This window comes from Streptomyces sp. NPDC052023 (genome assembly GCF_044548465.1).
GTDB lineage: Bacteria > Actinomycetota > Actinomycetes > Streptomycetales > Streptomycetaceae > Streptomyces.
The window spans coordinates 1-16,676 of sequence record NZ_JBIUBW010000036.1; the positions used below are offsets into that span (position 1 = coordinate 1).

Here is a 16,676-nt window from a genome sequence, read left to right on the forward strand (position 1 = left end):
CTTCAAGCTCATCCACCCGCACGGCAGCGGCCTTCCGCCGCGTTTCCAGGACCGCCCGCATCGACGGCATCCGCCACCCCCACCGACTCGATCAGCAACGAGTCGAGACTCCCGCCACAGCCGCAATCTCATGCCTGACCAGCGGAATCCGCACACGGCATTCGGAAAGAGAACGGCCTCTTAGAGGTCCTAACAGAAGTTGTTGATCATGTGACTTTCGGCGTGGGTGGTCGTTGGTCTATTCGTGGGGAAACGTCAGTCGCGGCCGTGGATCGTGTCGGATGAACTGTGGTCGCTCATCGAGCCTTTGCTGCCCGAGCCGGGTCCGAAACTAGTCGAAGGGCGACCACGGGTCCCGGACCGCCAGGCGCTCTGCGGGATCCTGTTCGTGCTGCACACCGGCATCCAGTGGGAGTACCTGCCGCAGGAGCTGGGCTTCGGTTCGGGGATGACGTGCTGGCGGCGCCTGGCCGCGTGGAACGAGGCCGGGGTCTGGGAGAAGCTGCACGTGGTGCTGCTGAGGAAGCTGCGGGCCGCGAAGAAGCTGGACTGGTCGCGGGCGGTGATCGACTCCTCCCACGTCCGGGCCGCTCGAAGGGGCCCAAAAGCGGGCCCAGCCCGGTCGACCGTGCCCGGCCGGGCAGCAAGCACCACGTCCTCACCGACGGCCAGGGCATCCCGCTCGCAGTGTCGCTGACCGGCGGGAACCGCAACGACGTCACGCAGTTGCTGCCCCTGCTGGACAAGGTTCCGGCCGTGGCCGGCGTCGTCGGCCGGCCCAGACACCGACCCGACGCGCTCCTCGCCGACCGTGGCTACGACCACGACAAGTACCGACGCCTGCTGCGGCAGCGCGGCATCCGCCCGGTCATCGCCGAACGAGGCGTGGAACACGGCTCCGGCCTGGGCATCCACCGCTACGTCGTCGAGAGAACGATTGCCTGGCTGCACGGCTTCCGACGCCTACGCATCCGCTGGGAACGACGTGACGACATCCACGAGGCATTCCTCGGACTCGCCACCTGCCTCATCACCCACCGACACGTCCAACGCCTTTGTTAGGACCTCTTAGCCGTTGTTACGGCATTAGCTCTTCTTCGGGCACTACTTCGGTGGAGATGCGGTGGACACTTCCGTCAGTGGCGTCTACGGTCGCTGACCGTAGGGTGTTGCCATCTCGGACCGAGAGGCGCCAGTGAATGCGCCACTGGCCGTCACGGCGTTCAGCCAGGTAGATGGGCTCTGCGCGCTTACCTTGCCCAGGCTTGATCTTGTAGTGCTTCTCAAATATCTCCCACGCCCTTTTGCTGTCTATTTTCGCCTCTGGGAGGTTTGGGTCCTCAATGTGGCGTGCGATCAAGTCGATTATTCGCCCGGATGGTTCGACTGCGATATCTAGACGCATCGGCATCAATATGTCGTCTCGCCAGCGACGCCACTCGATCACCCAGCCGATGTCTTCCTTGTCGTCAATGGGGCGCACGCTGACCTTAGATCCGGGAATGGCCCAGGGTGCATAGCTGGATGCAAATTTGGTGGCGATATCTTTGGCGCCATGCGCAGATCTGACGCTACGACTTACACCCGGGATTTTGTAGGCGTGAACCCCTTCGCCGTAGTAGCTTGCAGTGAAGTGCGCAGTGAACTGTTCGCGGTCAGGCCATGAGATTTCTGCGAACCCTCCTGTGAGTGGCGCAGAGACAACCGCGGTTCCGTCACCATTTTCTATGTACAGGGCACTGTTGGTTTGTTGTGTGGCGGGGAACGCCTTCTTGAGAGCATCATTGAGTGCTCGAGCCTGGGCAGCGCTTGCAGCCGGCACTTCTGTGGGCTGGACAGCCTGTATCGGCTCGATGACTGTTGCCCACGTAACACCGATGAGGATGACAATTGGCAGGCCAGCAAAAACGACGCGACGCGATGCCTTCCTAGTGACAGGCTCACCACTGCGGGTGCGGCGGTAGATCAGTGCGCCCGCGGTCGTTCCGGCGAGGACACCAACGGCATTGGTGATGAGGTCGTCGCTGTCACACAGTCGGCTAACGAAGGGGAGGGTAGCCTGCGCTGTCTCTATAGCTGCAGTAAACAGGAGGCCGGTGAGGGCAGCGAAGAGAGGCCGCATGGTCGCGAGGGTGGCGAATAGCCCGTACGGCACAAACAACAGTACGTTGAGCTGGCCCTGGGTGGCGGCGAATGCGCTGATGGGATCCGGATTGACCGTGCACTCGTACGTCATCACACCGCTGCCCGCCCAAGACGTCAGCGTTGCTGGACCGACCGTCGATGACGCCCATAGTCCATAGAAGACGGCTCTCGTGCGGCTTCCGCGTGCAACGGCGAGGAAGTAGACGATTAGACCCGCTGTGAGTGTAAGCGTGACAGCAAGAGTGAGGAATAGCAGGTGACCTTGGAAGACGGCTTGCAGCAATGGGGGTTCCTGATTCTGATACTTCGCGGGGCCGCCCACCTGGAGCAATCCACTGCAGTGCTCGAGAGAAGAGCGGGCACATGATTACCGTTAACGTGACGAAGGGGCACCTCAACCGGCCGACGGGTCGCCAACGCCCGCGTGGCCCAGGATTGGTGCCCCCCGTCACTCTGCGCTGCTTCATACGACGTTGATGAAGAGTTCGTCGGATCAGGCGCCTCAGCCATCCTCACTCTCATGGCCTACACGAGGTACGGCTCCTGGCGCGAAAAGGGGTTAGCGGACCCTGGGTGTGTGCGGCCGTGAGTCAGCAGGGATCCGCCGGCGGCGTGACATAGGTAGTGCCGCCGCTGGTCAGGAGCTTGCCGTAGATGACCGCGCAGCTGGCGCTAGGGCTCCAGGAACGCTCATAGTGGAAAGGGGTGTTGGACATGTTGATGGAAGCGGACCAGACGTTGGTTCCGGAGCGCTCGTAGCCGAGCTTGGCGGTAAGGCTGCCACCGCTCTCGCGGTAGTAGTTGACTCTCGCCCAGTTGCCACTGGTGGTGGTGCTCACGCTGAGCACTCCGTTGGAGAGGCTTGTACAGCGGTCCCACCGAGTGATGGTGCCATCGCTGGGGCAGGAGGTGGGCCCGGACGCAGAGGCGGGCACGGCATTGAGGCCGAGCACCGCAACCGCCGCAGTACCGACGACGGCTGCTCGTATACCTGAACGCATCAACTTTACTCCCATTGCTAGTAGTTGGGAAATGATCATGTGGGCGCCACAAAGTATCACGAGTCCCGTTTGAAGATGAGCACTCAAGGCGCAACCGATTGATCCGTCAGTTCTGGCGGGTTTGCGGTCAGGCTTCGAGTGGGCGCTCCGTTGGGGTTTGGGTATTTCTGTCCATGAGCCTTTCTTTCAACTTGGTTGAACTTCACCCTGCCCAGGTCCCGTTCCGCGCACGGTCACACCCCGCATTGCGAAACGCAGCTCCTCGAACAGGTCACGCAGGTCGCTCGGCATGCGGGGAGCCACCCCCTCCAGCTGGCTGCGAGCCAGCAGCCGGTCAACCGATCCCACGCAGAGGCCCACGCCCTCGCCGAGCGGGCCGTTGCCACCCTCAAGACCTGGCGGCTGCTGCAAAGGCTCCGCTGTTCGACCACTCGGATCAGCAGCATCGTCCGCGCCGTCCTCGCCCTGCATCTGGCCAGCTCAGACTGAGAGTGGAAAAGGCTCAGTGTCCACCATCACTTCCTGCAAGGCGTCGCCTACAAGCTGGGCAGCGGCGCTGTGACGCTGCTGATCCTGTGGTGGGAGACGCGCCGCTGACCGTACTTCGGTCTTGACCTCCGGATGCCCGTGAGGCCCCGCACCGCGCTGCTGCGCTGGTTTGGGGCCTCACACGCGTATCCGCGGGGGTCGGATGTTCATGCTCGCGTCTGTGTGCCCAACGCCGCTTGCGCGGGCACGGTTACGGTGCCCGGCCGCGCGGCGAGCGCCTGGTCGACGAAGTCCCGTACGAGCGCCAGGGTGTCGGGCACCGTGACGTCCTTCGTCCACGTCGTGCTGTGCTGCCAGCATTCCAGCTCGAAGCGGTGTGCCCCGTGGGCGAGTTGCACGTGCCGGGCCCACGGCTGGCGTCGGCACGGCCGGCTGCGGTGCCGGTGGCGCTCGGTTGCCTCCAGATGCTTCTGGACGAGGCCGACGTGATACCGGCCGGGCAGGATCCGCCCTTCCAGGCATCCTTGGCACTCCAGGAGGTGCAGGGCGGCACCCTCCTTCCCCTCGATGAAGTGGCGCGGGGTGCTTTTGCCTTCGAAGGTGTTGCAGCTGCCGCACAAAGGCCCGCGTAGATAGCCGTGGTCGTGGCAGTGATCCCACGCGGCCGCCCGGCGTTCGGCGCACAGCCGGCACAGGTAGTCGTCGGCACGGATGCTGCGCATGCGGCGCGAGTCGTACATGACGCCGCGCAGGTGTCCGGTGTACCGCTGGAAGGAGGCCAGCCGGAATACGCCGGAAACAGGCAACAGGCCGGTGGGGGTGCTCCGTCCGGGTGAACGCCGCAGAGGCGGTTCATCGGGTGTCTGCCCAGGTGGCACGGGGTTCACCGGCCGTAGGGCAGGGAAGACGTGTGCTACGTCTGGGTGACGGGTCGGGATCATGCGGCACATGGCTTCGGTGGAACGTACCGCGTACCCGCGGTTCAAGCGCACGGTCTCCTCTCGCGAGCTGCATGAGTCGTTTACCCCGGGGCCGTCCGAGGTGGCGTGGGCGCAGGGGAAGGCGCGGTCGGCGGAGCATGTGCTGGCGCTGGTGGTGTTGCTGAAGAGCTACCAGAAGCTGGGCTATTTCCCGGACTTGGCCGAGGTGCCGGAGCTGGTGGTCGGGCATGTGCGCGGTCTGCTGGGGCTGGGCGAGGAGGTGGCGCCCACGCATGACTCCGCCCGCACGCTGCGGCATCACCGTACGGTCGTGCGTGAGCGGCTCGGTGTCGTCTACGACCAGGAGAAGGCCCGCGAGATCGCCGCCGCGGCGATCTACGAGGCCGTGCAGACCAAGGACAACCCGGCGGACCTGATCAACGTGGCGCTGGAAGAGCTGGTCAAGGCCAGGCTGGAGCTGCCCGGCTACACCACGCTGGATGAGATGGCCGCGGCGGTCCGAACCAAGGTGAACGAGGACTTCTTCGCGCGGGTCGTATCGCGCATGGACGAGGTGGAGCAGGTCCGGTTGCTCGCGCTGCTACGAGTGGTGGCGGGCTCGCGCAGCAAGTTCGACGAGCTGAAGCGGCCGGCGAAGGCGCCGACGGTCTCCCATTTGCGCGAGCACCTGACGTATCTGGACTCCCTGGAGCTGCTGGGCCCGACCGTGAAGTGGCTCGATGGGGTGCCGCCGGGGAAGGTGGAGCACTTCGCCGGGCAGGCGAAGATGCTGGACGCAGCCGAGATGTCCAAGGTCGGGATGGTGAAGCGGCTCGCGTTGCTGGCGAGTCTGCTGCACATGGCGAAGGTGCGGGCCCGCGATGAGCTGGTGACGATGCTGTGCAAGCGCATGGGGTCGGTCACGAAGAAGGCCAAGGAGGACTTGGAGAAGATCCGTGAGCGGCACCGGGCGGAGTCCGAGCGGCTGCTCGCCGTGCTCGGCGAGGTGCTGGAGGCGGCCAAGGACGCGGTCGGCTTCGACGGCGAGTCCGTCACCCTGCCCACCAGTGCCCGCAAGCGGAACCAGGTGCACGCCGAGTGCGGTGAGGCGGTGCTGGGGCGGCTGGAGAAGGCCGGCGGTCTGGCCAAGCTGTCCGAGGATCATGAGCTGGTCTCCGCCCACCACGGCGACAACTACGCGCCGCTGATGCGGTGCCACTTCCGCAGTCACCGCAAGGTCCTGCTGGATCTGACCGAGGTCTTGGAGATGGTCGCCACCTCCACCGACGACGAAGCGCTCAGGGCGGTGGAGTTCTGCCAGGCCATGCGCCACCGTGGCAGCGAGTGGGTACCCGTCACGTACACCGTGACCGATGAGGACGGGGTCGAGAAGACGAGGACCGTCACGGCCGGGTTCGCCTCGCAGATGTGGCAGCGCATCCTGTTCGACAAACGCCGCCCGAAGCTGATCAACCGGCGGCACTTTGAGGTGTGCACCCTCTCCTACCTGGTCCAGGAGCTGCGGACCGGCGACGTGGCGGTGATCGGCTCGGAGTCGTACGCCAACCTGCACGACCAGCTGCTCTCGTGGGAGGCGTGTCGACCCTTGGTCGCCGGGTACTGCGAGCAGGCCGGGCTGCCCGCCACCGCCGCCGCGTTCACGGTGGCGCTGAAGCAGCAGCTGACTGCAGTGGCGGCGAAGGTGGACGCCGGGTATCCGGACAACGCGGACCTGACCATCGACGCCGCGTCGGGGAAGATCGTGCTCACGCCGCGCAAGGGCAAGGACCGCCGGAAGTCCGCGCAGGACCTGGAGGCGGAGATCCTGAAAAGGCTGCCGGAGTGGAGCCTCCTGGATGTCCTGGCCCGTACCGCGTACTGGATCCAGTGGTGGCGGCACTTCGGTCCGGCCTCCGGGTCCGATCCGAAGATCCGCGACAAGCTTGCCCGCTACGTCTTGACGGTCTTCTGCTATGGCACGAACGCGGGGCCCGCGCAGGTGGCGCGGCACATGCGGCAGAAGGTATCGGTGCACGAGCTGTCGCTGGCGGGCAACCAGCACATCACCGCGGAGAAGCTGAACATGGCGTCGGCGGACGTGATCGACATGTTCATCCAGCTGGACGTGGCGCACGTGTGGGGCGACGTCGGCAAGGCCGGCATCGACGGCTCCCAGTACGACACCTGGGAGAACAACCTCCTCGCCGAGTCCCACATCCGGTACGGGGGATTTGGCGGGCTCTCGCTACGGCATGTCTCCGACACCTACATCGCGCTGTTCAGCCACTTCATCCCGTGCGGGGTATGGGAGGCGGTGTATCTGTTCGAGGGGCTGCTGAAGAACGAGTCCGAGGTGACCGTCGACATCGTGCACGGTGATACGCAAGGCCAGTCGCTGCCCGTCTTCGGGCTCGCGCACATGCTCGGTGTTCAGCTGCTGCCGCGCATCCGCAACTGGAAGGACCTGACCTTCTACCGGGTCAGCTCCACGGTGAAGTACCAGCACATCGACCCGCTGTTCGGCGATCCGGAGAAGGACGTCATCAACTGGCGGCTAATCGAGAACCATTTCGAAGATCTCATGCGCGTGGTGCTGTCCATCCGGGAGGGGAAGCTCTCCTCGGCCGCGCTGCTGCGACGCCTGGGCAACGAGTCCCGCCGCAACCGCATCTACCAGGCGTACCGAGAACTCGGCCGCGTGATTCGCACCATCGTGCTCCTGCGGTTCTTGTCGGAGCCGGGGCTGCGGGAGTCGATCCAGGCGATGACGAACAAGGTCGAGGCGTTCCACAAGTTCAGCAACTGGCTGATGTTCGCCTCCGACGTCCTCCAGGACAACGACCCCGTACACCAGGAGAAGATCATCAAGTTCAACGAACTGCTCGCGAACTGCCTGATCTTCCACACTGCCCAGGACATCACGAAGGTGGTCAACGACCTCGTCGACGAGGGCTGGGAGGTCGACCCGGTCGACCTGGCGACCGTCACGCCGTACATCACCAGCAAGAGCCGCCGCTTCGGGACTTGGCACCTGGACATGGAGCCGCCCGAGCAGGAGGCCATGGGGCGGCTGAGGATGGCCGCCTGAGCAGGGGCCCGCGCGAGCTGATCGGTGAAACCGCTCAGGTCACCGAGTTGCCAGGCGCCCCGGACGGGGCCGTCATTCTCCCCGTCCGGGGCGCCTGGGATCTGCGGTCCTCTTCAGGGTCTGGGCAGTGGTACGCCGGGCATCTGCGGGTGACGCAGGTGCTGCCCGCCGTCGTAAGCATGCAGCCAGAACGTCTCCGGCCGGCCGGCGGTGTCGTAGGCGCTCAGGATCGTCTCGATGCAGTCCCACAGCTTGATCGGGCCGCCTTGGCGCACCTGCCATCCGCCTCCGTGCGGGGTGAAGGTGGCGGCGGAGCCGGTGACGACGTCGACCAGGTGCACCACCTCCCCGACTTCTGTCATCTGTGCGTCCGGCACCGCGGACTGGGCGAGGAACTGCAGGTGGAATGCCTCCTCGGTCGCGGCGCTGATCCGCTCCGGGCTGCGCCGAGCTGCCTGCCCCTTCTCCGGGAGGCTGGCGGCCCAGTGGACGGGGGCGGCGTGGTTCCGCGCGGACATGAAGGAGACCGTGCCGCCCAGTAGCTGGCTCTCGGCGGTGCCGTCGCCCGCGACGGTCAGTAGCACACGGGCGTATCCGTAGAGCCAGCCAGCCGACGGCTGACGCCATCGGCTGCCTTGGGCCGGTTCCAGAGGCTGGTGCTGACAGGTGATCTACTCGGTGTGCAGCACCGAGGCGATGGTCATCCGGGCCGCCGACCGGGCCGGGACCAGGGCGCCGAGAACTGCGATCGCCACACCCGCTAGGAGCATCGCGGCCAGCTGCGGCGCGTGCCACACGTCCTTCATATATGCGGGGAAGTCGACCACCCCGACATGGTCCACGACGAGGCGGTGCGCCACGATCCCGAGCGGGATGCCGAGCAGCCCGCCGACCGCTCCCAGCCCGGCGACCGAGGTCACCGTCATCACCACCACCTGCCGGGGGGTCATCCCGATTGACTTGAGCATGCCCAGGTCCCGGCGCCGCTCACGGGTGTTCAGGAGAACGGTGTTGAAGACACCGAGTGACGCGACGAGCGTCAGCAGCACCGTGAACACCGTCGAGAAGGCGATGACGGTGGCGGTGCCGGCGTTGCCAGAGTCCAGCACCGACGCGTGCAGGCCCGGGTCAAGCGCCGCGACCGCCTCAGCGTAGGCGCGCGCATCGGCGCCGGAGGCGAGCCGTACCGTGTACTCGGTGGCGTGGGCGTCCGGTGCGAGTTGGGCGAAACTCTCCCAAGTGGCCTCCAGGGCACGGGCGTCACCCTCAATAAGCTGACCCACGACGGTCGCGGTGATTTTCCTACCGTTCAGTTCCAGCGTGACCCGGTCACCGAGCTTCAGCCCGCGCTGGCTCAGGAACGCCGGCCCCGCCACGATCTCGCCCGCCGCGGCCGGCCCCCGGCCCTTGACGATGGTGTGCTCGTACAAGGAATCGTCGCCGCGGTAGAAGTCGGCGAAGACGGGCTGGGTCTGCCCGGTCATGTTCACCTGGGACAACGCGCGGGCCCGCACCCCCTCCGCACCCGGCAGGGACCGCAGCCGCTTCTCGATCTGCAGGTCACTGAGCCGGGGCGGGATCCGGTCGTTGCCCGACCCCCCGGTCGTCACGTGGATCCTGGCGCCTCTGTCCTCCCGCCCGACATTGCCGTACGCCACCATGGTGCTGGTCAGTCCGGTCGACAGGGTCACCGTGGTGACCCCGAGGACGATGGCCGCCATGGTCAGCAGGGTGCGGCTGGGGCGGGCGAACGGCTGGCCGAGGCCCAGACTGACCGGGCGCGGCAGCCGGGTAGCGCCGAGCAGCCGCTGGACGCGCAGCCCGCGCCCGGTCCGCGGCGCGCCGCCCGCGCTGATCGCCTCCGCGGCGGGCAGCCGGTGGGCGCGCAGGGCGGGGACCAGCGCGGCCAGCAGGACGAGGGCGGGCATGCCCACGAGGCAGGCCACGGACACCCACGGGCTGATGTTGCCGACCGAGGCCCGGCCCACGTCGATGCCGGTGAACGCGACCTTCAGGATCGGCCCGGCCAGCGCGTTGCCGGCCAGAGTGCCCAGCACGCAGCCCACCACCGCCGGTACGGAAAGCATCGTCAGGTAGACGGCGACGACCTGGTTGGGGGTGAAGCCCAGGGCCTTAAGCACCCCGATGTGCCGGTACCCGGAGACGACTGCCCCGCTGACCACGTTGCCGACGATCAGGGTGGAGACGAGCAGGCCGAGGATGCCGAAGAGCGTGATGAACGGGAGGTAGGAGTCGGCCAGCGCGGAGAAGGCCTGCTTGAGGGTGAGGTAGGTCTGTGCGCCGGTCAGCGACTCCTTGGGCAGTCCCGTGGTGGCCCGTGCCAGCGAGGCGCTCAGCTGGGCCTCCGTCGAGGAGTCCGTGAAGCGGTACAGCATTTGGGCGGAGGTCGGGTGCAGTGCGGCCATCTGCTTAGGCGAGACCCAGGCGCTCGCCGACTTGCTCATGCTGGTGGCGAATCCGACGACGGTCAGCGTCGCTCCGCCGGGGGTCTCCAGCTTGGTGCCGACGAGCGCGGTGCCGGGGGAGCCTTGGGCGGACCAGTTGACGACGATCTCGCCGGGTGCGGTGGCCCAGTGGCCCTCAAGGAGTTCGATCCGGTCTACGGGGCCCGCCGGATCGGCCCGGCCCACCACGGTGAGGGTGCCGCCCGCCATCCAGAGCCAGTCCTTGGGGATGTCGACGACGGCTTGCCCGAACGGTCCGGCTGCGGCCTCCACCCCGGGCTGCCGGGCGGTCCGCGCCAACTGCTCCTGCGAGACCTTCGTGGTGTCAAAGGTCGCCACCGTATGGGCACCGCGCTGAGCGGCGTAGGCCTTGTCGAAGGGGCCCGAGGCAGCGCTCAGCAGCGCCAGCGCGAGCAGGACGGTCGTGGTGGAGCAGAGCACGACGAGCCCGATGACGACGGTCTGCAGCCGACGGCGCTTCACGGCCGCGCGCGAGGCTCTCCATACGGCGCTCACGCGGTCGCCTCCAGCGTGCTCTCGCGGGAGACCCGGCCGTCGGCGACTTCGATCAGCCGGCTGGCGCAGCGAGTGGCCAGCTGCGGGTCGTGGGTGACGATCAACAGGGTCTGACCGATCTGGTTGAGGTCGATCAGCAGATCCATCACCTGCTCGCCCGACCGGCTGTCGAGGGCGCCGGTCGGCTCGTCGGCAAGCAGCAGAGCCGGGCGGTTCATCAACGCCCGTGCAACGGCGACGCGTTGGCGTTCGCCGCCGCTCAGCGTCGCCGGATAGTTGTTCCGTCGCTCGGCGACACCGAGTTCGTCCAGGAGCTCCAGGGCACGGCGGCGCGCCTGCCGGGCCGCCGTGCCGGTCAGCTGCGCGGCCAGTGCCACATTGTCCAGGACGGGCAGATCGTCGATGAGGTTGAAGAACTGGAAGATCATGCCGACGTTCCGCCGCCGGAACAGCGCCAAGCCTGTCTCGTTCAGTTTCCCGAGGTCATGACCATGCACCTCGACTGTGCCCGAGGTCGGCCGGTCCAGGCCGGCCACCATGTTGAGCAAGGTGGACTTGCCGCAGCCGGAGGGGCCCATCACGGCGACCGCGTCCCCCGCCCGGATCTCCAGCGACAGGCCGTCCAGGGCCTTCGCGTCGCCGTACTCCTTGTGCACGCCGTCCAGCCGCACCACCACTTGCCGGGCACTGTCGTGATCAGTTGTCATGGCTCGAACTTAGGACGGAGTCCGCGGACGGGGCGTCACCTCCCGGATGTATCCGTCCGGGCAGGTCATCCTGGGGATGTACGGAGCTGCATCCGGGGGCTGATGTGGGGCGCGTCGTGCAACTGCGAAGATGATCCGGTGTGGGGATCTGGGACGATCTGGCTGGTCATCGCCCTGGCGGCGGCAGTTGGCGCCGCCGGGTGTCTGTGCGTGGCGGTGGTCCGGGCGCGGCGGCTGCACCAGGCGGCCATCGAGGAGCGCGGCTGGCTGCTGGAGCGGGAGCGCGAGAGCGCGACGCGGATCGCGGTCGACGCCGAGCGGGCCAGGATCGCCACCGAGCTCCACGACATCGTCAGCCACAACGTGAGCCTCATGGTGGTCCAGGCCGGGGCTGCCCGCGAGGTGCTGGCCACAATGCCGGACGAGGCCGCGGCGGCCTTGAGCGCCGTCGAGACCGCCGGGCGGAACACGATGACCGAGCTGCGGCACCTGCTCGGCCTGCTCGCACCCGCGCAGAACGGCGACGACGAGCCCTACGGTATGGACCTGTCACCGCAGCCGAGCTTGAGCCGACTCAGCCCGCTGATCGACCGGATCGCCTTTGCCGGCCTGCCCGTGGAGATGCGGATCTCGGGCGAGCCGCGCCCGCTGCCGACTGGGATCGATGTCACCGCCTACCGGATCATCCAGGAGGCCCTGACCAATGCCCTCAAACACGGGGACGGAGCGAAAGCCGAGGTGACGGTGCGATACGCGGACCACTACCTGCGAGTCGAGGTGCTGAACAGCGGACCGAGCATCCTGTCGGGCAGCCGGCCCGCGCGGAGAGAGCCGGTCCCGGGCCAGGCGGACGGAACGGGACGCGGGCTGCTCGGCCTGCGGGAGCGGGTCGCCGTCTACGGCGGCGACCTGGACGCCCGCCGCCGCCTCGGCGGCGGCTACCGCGTCCGCGCCCGGATCCCGCTGGACCGGCCGTGACGGCGCACACCGAATCCGCCCCTCGCGTCGTGATCGCCGACGACCAGGAACTGGTCCGCACCGGCTTCCGCCTGATCCTGACCGCCCGCGGCATCGACGTGGTGGGCGAAGCCGGCGACGGAGCCGAGGCCGTGGCCGCCGTGCGGAGGCTGCGGCCCAACGTCGTACTGATGGACGTCCGCATGCCCACCATGGACGGCCTGGAAGCCGCCCGCCGCATACTCACGCAGGCCCCGGACTGCCGGGTGATCATGCTGACCACCTTCGACCTCGACCACTACGTCTACGCCGCCCTCGCCGCCGGAGCCAGCGGATTCCTGCTCAAGGACGTCACCCCCGCGCATCTGGCCGCCGCCGTACGCCTGGTCGACACCGGTGACGCCCTGCTCGCACCCTCGATCACCCGCCGCCTGGTGGAGCGCTTCGCCCCCAGCGCCCCCAGAACCGGTTCGGGTCTCGCAACGCCGGCCGTCCACCGAGACCTTGCCGCGCTGACACCGCGCGAGCGCGAGGTGCTGACGCTCATGGGGCGGGGTCTTTCCAATTCCGAACTGGCGCGGGAACTGACGCTCAGTGAGGCGACAGTGAAAACCCACGTGGCCCGGATCTTCGCCAAGCTGACCCTGCGCGACCGGGCCCAGGCCGTCGTCCTCGCCTACGAGACAGGACTCGTCTCACCGGGCGAGTCCGCTAACACCGCCAACCCCTGCCGATAGCCAGCAATCTGGAGATCAAGCATGAATCAGCCAGAGTGTGCATTTTGGTGTCACATGAGGTGACACCTCGGCTCGGCGCTCTGTTCGGAAACGGTCGTCTGCGGAACATGATCGTTAACGGGCGACGCGCCGCCGGTATCATGTTCCAAAACTCGTGTCCGGAAACTACGTACCGCCAACGAGGGTTTGCGGCACACTTCTTGCCCATGAGTGACGCATACAAGATCGGATACGGACGGGTGTCCATGCTCGACCAGAACCCCGACTCGCAAGCCGACAAGCTGATCGCGGCCGGCTGCACCGACGGACACATCTACGTCGACAAGGCCACCGGCAAGCACGCCAACCGGCCCGAGCTCCGCACCGCGCTCAAGGTGCCCCGCAAGGGCGACGAGTTCACCATCACCAAACTCGACCGGCTCGGCCGCTCCATCCGCGACCTGTACGAGATCGCCGACTCGCTCGCCGAGCGCGAGGTGCGCTTCACGATCATCGACACCGGGATGACGGTGAACTTCAACGACCCCTTCGGGAAGATGTTCTTCGGGCAGCTGGCCCTGTTCGCCGAGTTCGAGCGAGACCTGATCGCTATGCGCACCAACGAGGGCCTGGCCGCCGCCCGCGCCCGTGGCCGCACCGGCGGGCGCAAGTCCAAGCTCACCCCGGCCGCTATCGGGCAAGCACGGCTGATGTACGAAGCGAAAGACGCCAAGGGCAAGCGGCTGCACACCGTCGCCGAGATCGCCTCCGCCTTCAACGTCACCCGCGGCACCATCTACCGCGCCCTGGAAAGGACCGAACAGGCCCCGACCCCCGCACAGCTGCCGCCGCTGCCCGACGACTCCACATTCACCGACCTCGGCCCGGCCACCCATCTCCAGGGCCTGGCCGACTTGCTCAGCGCAGGCGCCAAGGCGGATCAAGAAGAGAACTGACCGCCGTCACGCCTGTTGCCTGTTTCTGCCGTACTCCGGCTGGCCTCCGAGCAGGCATGGCATCTCGTCAACCCTGCCGACGACATCGTCAACGGAGGCCCCCGCCGCAGCCCGAACGGCGAGCTGCTGCCGTCCCAGAGCCGCGAGGAACTGGAAGCGGACCGCGACTCCGGCAAGTACACGTCGCATGTCGGCTCGGTCGCCGTCTACGGCGTCCCCAGCACCGCGCGACGCTCGCCGTCCGCCGATGCCGACTTGGTGCACGAGGTCCCCACGGAGGCCGCATTCCGCGCGGCACGCGGCGGAATGTACCGCTGGTACGAACCGGACGCGGCCCCCGCCGACCAGCCCGCCACCAGCAAGGGCGCCGCCAAGAAGTCCAAGTCCGCCCGCGCCGCGGGCGACAGCGTGTACGAGCAGACCCTCGCGGCCGCCAGGAAGGCCGGCGCCCGGCACGCCGACGACCCGCAGCTGATGGCGCTCTTCTGCGCGGACACCCTGCAGTACGTCGCCGGTGCCGTCTCGCCTCAGCTGGTCTGGGAGGGCGCGCAGCGCAGCGGCCTGTCCACCGCCGACCTCGTGAGCCTGTGCAACACGGACGCCCTGGCGGTCTCCGACCTTCAGTGGACGACCGGCTGACGTCTCGCGCGGCCGTCAGGTCACCACGGGCGAAGCCCAGCTCAGCAGCGCACTTCCAGGCACGAGACCAAACGCCCCGGCCGTCCGGCCGGGGCGGCCCCCACGCTTCTGCGAGGCGATTGCGATGACCACCCAGACCACCCCTTCGACCACGCCCGTTCGGTCCAGCCGTACGAACCGTCCCACGCCACTGATCCTCGGGCGGATGCGGCGCCCCGGCAGCTCGGAGTACTGCCTGCCGGCCTGGTACGACGAGCACCACGCCCGCCAGTTCGCGACCGAGTTCCTGAGCCGCTCCGAGATCGAGACGACGATCCGCCGCTACCTGGAGGTCAAGCGGGACAGTGAGCCCTTGCGGCACATCCCGGGCAACGAGCTGACCCGCGAGCAGTGGCAGTCCATGTGGGACGCGGACGACGAACTGAACATCCTCCGCCGGCGGCTCGACCGTGCCTGCGCTCTCCTCTACCTCCCGGACGGCTACCGTCCCGAGCACCTGAACCACCTGGCCGAGGCCTACCGCGCGGGCAAGATCCTTCCCGGTCCGCGCCAGCCCGTGCCGATGCCGGGCGAGCTGCTCGTCGAGCACCACAACAGCCTGGGCGCCTCCTTCAAGCCGCTGAAGCGGATCCGGGAAGGCGAGCGCGTCGAGGCCACGGTGACGATCGCGGCACTGCGTCGGTTCGGCGGACACGTACGTCTGCTGCTGGAGAGCCACGACGGCGAGACGGCACACGCCCGGGTGTCCGCCAGCCGCCTCGCCGCGGCCGAGGAGGCACTCGGACGCTCGCTCAAGGTCGGCGACCAGGTCCTGGTGCGCGGCTACGTCGAGCAGGAGCCCTCCCTGCGTGCCGGTATCAAGAGCGTCGACGTCGGCTCGATCCGGGCCGAGGCGTGAACCGGGCCGTCTCCCTGCTGTCCTCCGCCACCGCGTGCCCCACGCGGACAGCGGAGGACAAGAGGGCCCCGCGCCCTCAGGATGGTGGGGGGAGGGCAAGACGCTGCTGGCCCGGTGGCGAGATGCCGACCGCAGGCGCCGTGCCGAGATCCGGACGTGGCGGGAGGCGCGCGCGTTCGAGGAGCTCGCGGTCCTGACGGCCCGCTGGCTGCGCGGACACCTCTCCTGGCATCCCAACGGTTATCGTGGCGGCCCGGATCCGGCGACCGTGCCCTTGGCGGAGGCCCTCGCGGCCGCCAACGATGCGGGGTTCCTCACTGAAGGCTCTCAGCCCGGCGAACTTGCCACGCTCCATGAACTCCCATGGCGGCAGCGCGCGTTCGTCTCCGGGTTCGTCGCGGACCCGGCGCTCGCCCGAGCCCTGTGCGCGCGGGCCGCCGAGGCCGGGCTCGTCGTACGGGCGTACCGGCGCCGTGTCGACGAGAACAGGGACCGGAACGCGGTCGACGTCACGACGTGGGGCGCCCGGGTCAACACCGGGATGGGGAACTGGGTGTCGGCGCGCGCAGTGCGCCGGATCCTGCCCTGGTGTGACCGCCTGGCCGTGCGGGAGGTCGCCCGGGCCTGGCAGCGGCGGGCAGGCTCTGCGGGCCGTGTCGGATCAGGGGGTCGCTGCGGCGACAGCCGCGCGGAACTCCTGCGTCATCAGGGCGACTGACCCTCGCTCGACAGGCGCCTCGCCCGGCTCGCTCCACATCTTGGCCACGGCGGCGCTCATGCGCTCGTTCATCGCCGCGTCGACCACCTTCCGGTATTCCTCGGGGATGTCCCGGGTGTCCTGAATGGCGACCATGGTGCCGAAGCGGGTGCCGATCCACCCGATGGTGGTGACCTTCCAGTCGAGGTGACGGGCTGCCTTGCGCATCGCGGCCCTGATCAGTTCGACTCCGCCGAGACCGACGGCCTCCTCGTCGTCCAGGTTCACCTGGTAGGAGCCGCCGTAGCCGCTGGCGCCCTCGGGACAGGCTCGGCGCAGCAGCGGGACCAATGCCTCAGCCATGGCGATGCAGCGCGGGTCCTTCGCATAGGAGGCCATCCGCGCATCGTAGAGCCGCGCGGGCAGCACGGGCCGCCGTTCCGGGGGGCGCTCACTCGAAGAGGGCCGCGGCGAACGGCGTC

15 protein-coding genes and 1 pseudogene are annotated in these 16,676 nt (G+C 67.9%); 9 read left to right on the top strand and 7 right to left on the bottom strand.

Annotated elements, in window-relative coordinates; all coding sequences use genetic code 11:
• The first annotated feature begins 244 nt into the window (after positions 1-244).
• Positions 245-1,062, top strand: a protein-coding gene (locus tag ACIHCM_RS36400; RefSeq protein ID WP_399905989.1) for an IS5 family transposase whose coding sequence is annotated in 2 segments (ribosomal slippage) — positions 245-596 and positions 596-1,062 — 819 coding nt in all. Because the reading frame shifts where the segments join, the coding sequence is not laid out codon by codon here.
• A gap of 16 nt (positions 1,063-1,078) precedes the next feature.
• Here the strand turns inward: ACIHCM_RS36400 and ACIHCM_RS36405 are convergent.
• Both ACIHCM_RS36405 and ACIHCM_RS36410 read right to left on the bottom strand, forming a co-directional pair.
• Positions 1,079-2,236: a VanZ family protein gene (locus ACIHCM_RS36405; RefSeq protein WP_399905991.1), complete on the bottom strand. Its 1,158-nt coding sequence runs from the start codon at positions 2,234-2,236 to the stop codon at positions 1,079-1,081.
• Between the two features lie 499 nt (positions 2,237-2,735).
• Entirely contained in the window at positions 2,736-2,984 is a 249-nt protein-coding gene (locus tag ACIHCM_RS36410; protein ID WP_399905994.1) for a hypothetical protein, read from the bottom strand.
• A 474-nt stretch (positions 2,985-3,458) separates the two neighbouring features.
• On the opposite strand from ACIHCM_RS36410, the pseudogene ACIHCM_RS36415 reads away from it, so the two are divergent.
• Positions 3,459-3,635 (top strand): annotated as a pseudogene (locus tag ACIHCM_RS36415) (transposase family protein); the annotation flags it as partial.
• Between the two features lie 206 nt (positions 3,636-3,841).
• Here the strand turns inward: ACIHCM_RS36415 and ACIHCM_RS36420 are convergent.
• On the bottom strand, positions 3,842-4,357 hold the full coding sequence (locus ACIHCM_RS36420; protein WP_399905997.1) for an endonuclease domain-containing protein: 516 nt from the start codon (positions 4,355-4,357) through the stop codon (positions 3,842-3,844).
• 226 nt (positions 4,358-4,583) lie between these two features.
• Between ACIHCM_RS36420 and ACIHCM_RS36425 the strand changes: the two genes are divergently transcribed.
• Positions 4,584-7,643: a Tn3 family transposase gene (locus ACIHCM_RS36425; protein WP_399906000.1), complete on the top strand. Its 3,060-nt coding sequence runs from the start codon at positions 4,584-4,586 to the stop codon at positions 7,641-7,643.
• 113 nt (positions 7,644-7,756) lie between these two features.
• Here ACIHCM_RS36425 and ACIHCM_RS36430 read toward each other — a convergent pair whose 3' ends face one another.
• From ACIHCM_RS36430 to ACIHCM_RS36440, 3 genes are all read right to left on the bottom strand, one after another.
• Complete coding sequence (locus ACIHCM_RS36430) at positions 7,757-8,227, bottom strand: hypothetical protein (protein WP_399906003.1); 471 nt, start codon at positions 8,225-8,227, stop codon at positions 7,757-7,759.
• An 87-nt stretch (positions 8,228-8,314) separates the two neighbouring features.
• On the bottom strand, positions 8,315-10,624 hold the full coding sequence (locus tag ACIHCM_RS36435; RefSeq protein WP_399906006.1) for an FtsX-like permease family protein: 2,310 nt from the start codon (positions 10,622-10,624) through the stop codon (positions 8,315-8,317).
• Entirely contained in the window at positions 10,621-11,331 is a 711-nt protein-coding gene (locus tag ACIHCM_RS36440; RefSeq protein WP_399906007.1) for an ABC transporter ATP-binding protein, read from the bottom strand. Before ACIHCM_RS36440 ends, ACIHCM_RS36435 begins: the two co-directional genes overlap by 4 nt.
• Before the next feature lie 138 nt (positions 11,332-11,469).
• Between ACIHCM_RS36440 and ACIHCM_RS36445 the strand changes: the two genes are divergently transcribed.
• From ACIHCM_RS36445 to ACIHCM_RS36470, 6 genes are all read left to right on the top strand, one after another.
• Complete coding sequence (locus ACIHCM_RS36445; RefSeq protein WP_399906009.1) at positions 11,470-12,309, top strand: sensor histidine kinase; 840 nt, start codon at positions 11,470-11,472, stop codon at positions 12,307-12,309.
• Positions 12,306-13,025: a response regulator gene (locus ACIHCM_RS36450; RefSeq protein ID WP_399906012.1), complete on the top strand. Its 720-nt coding sequence runs from the start codon at positions 12,306-12,308 to the stop codon at positions 13,023-13,025. Before ACIHCM_RS36445 ends, ACIHCM_RS36450 begins: the two co-directional genes overlap by 4 nt.
• Positions 13,026-13,231: 206 nt before the next feature.
• On the top strand, positions 13,232-13,960 hold the full coding sequence (locus tag ACIHCM_RS36455) for a recombinase family protein (RefSeq protein WP_399906015.1): 729 nt from the start codon (positions 13,232-13,234) through the stop codon (positions 13,958-13,960).
• A gap of 15 nt (positions 13,961-13,975) precedes the next feature.
• Complete coding sequence (locus tag ACIHCM_RS36460; protein WP_399906017.1) at positions 13,976-14,599, top strand: hypothetical protein; 624 nt, start codon at positions 13,976-13,978, stop codon at positions 14,597-14,599.
• A gap of 124 nt (positions 14,600-14,723) precedes the next feature.
• Entirely contained in the window at positions 14,724-15,497 is a 774-nt protein-coding gene (locus ACIHCM_RS36465; protein ID WP_399906020.1) for a hypothetical protein, read from the top strand.
• A 34-nt stretch (positions 15,498-15,531) separates the two neighbouring features.
• Complete coding sequence (locus tag ACIHCM_RS36470; RefSeq protein WP_399906023.1) at positions 15,532-16,215, top strand: DUF6919 domain-containing protein; 684 nt, start codon at positions 15,532-15,534, stop codon at positions 16,213-16,215.
• On the opposite strand, the gene ACIHCM_RS36475 is transcribed toward ACIHCM_RS36470, so the two are convergent.
• Positions 16,159-16,593 carry a hypothetical protein gene (locus tag ACIHCM_RS36475; protein WP_399906026.1) on the bottom strand — a complete coding sequence of 145 codons (435 nt, stop codon included), beginning with the start codon at positions 16,591-16,593 and terminating at the stop codon, positions 16,159-16,161. The two genes, ACIHCM_RS36470 and ACIHCM_RS36475, sit on opposite strands and share 57 nt — an antisense overlap.
• Positions 16,594-16,676 lie beyond the last annotated feature (83 nt).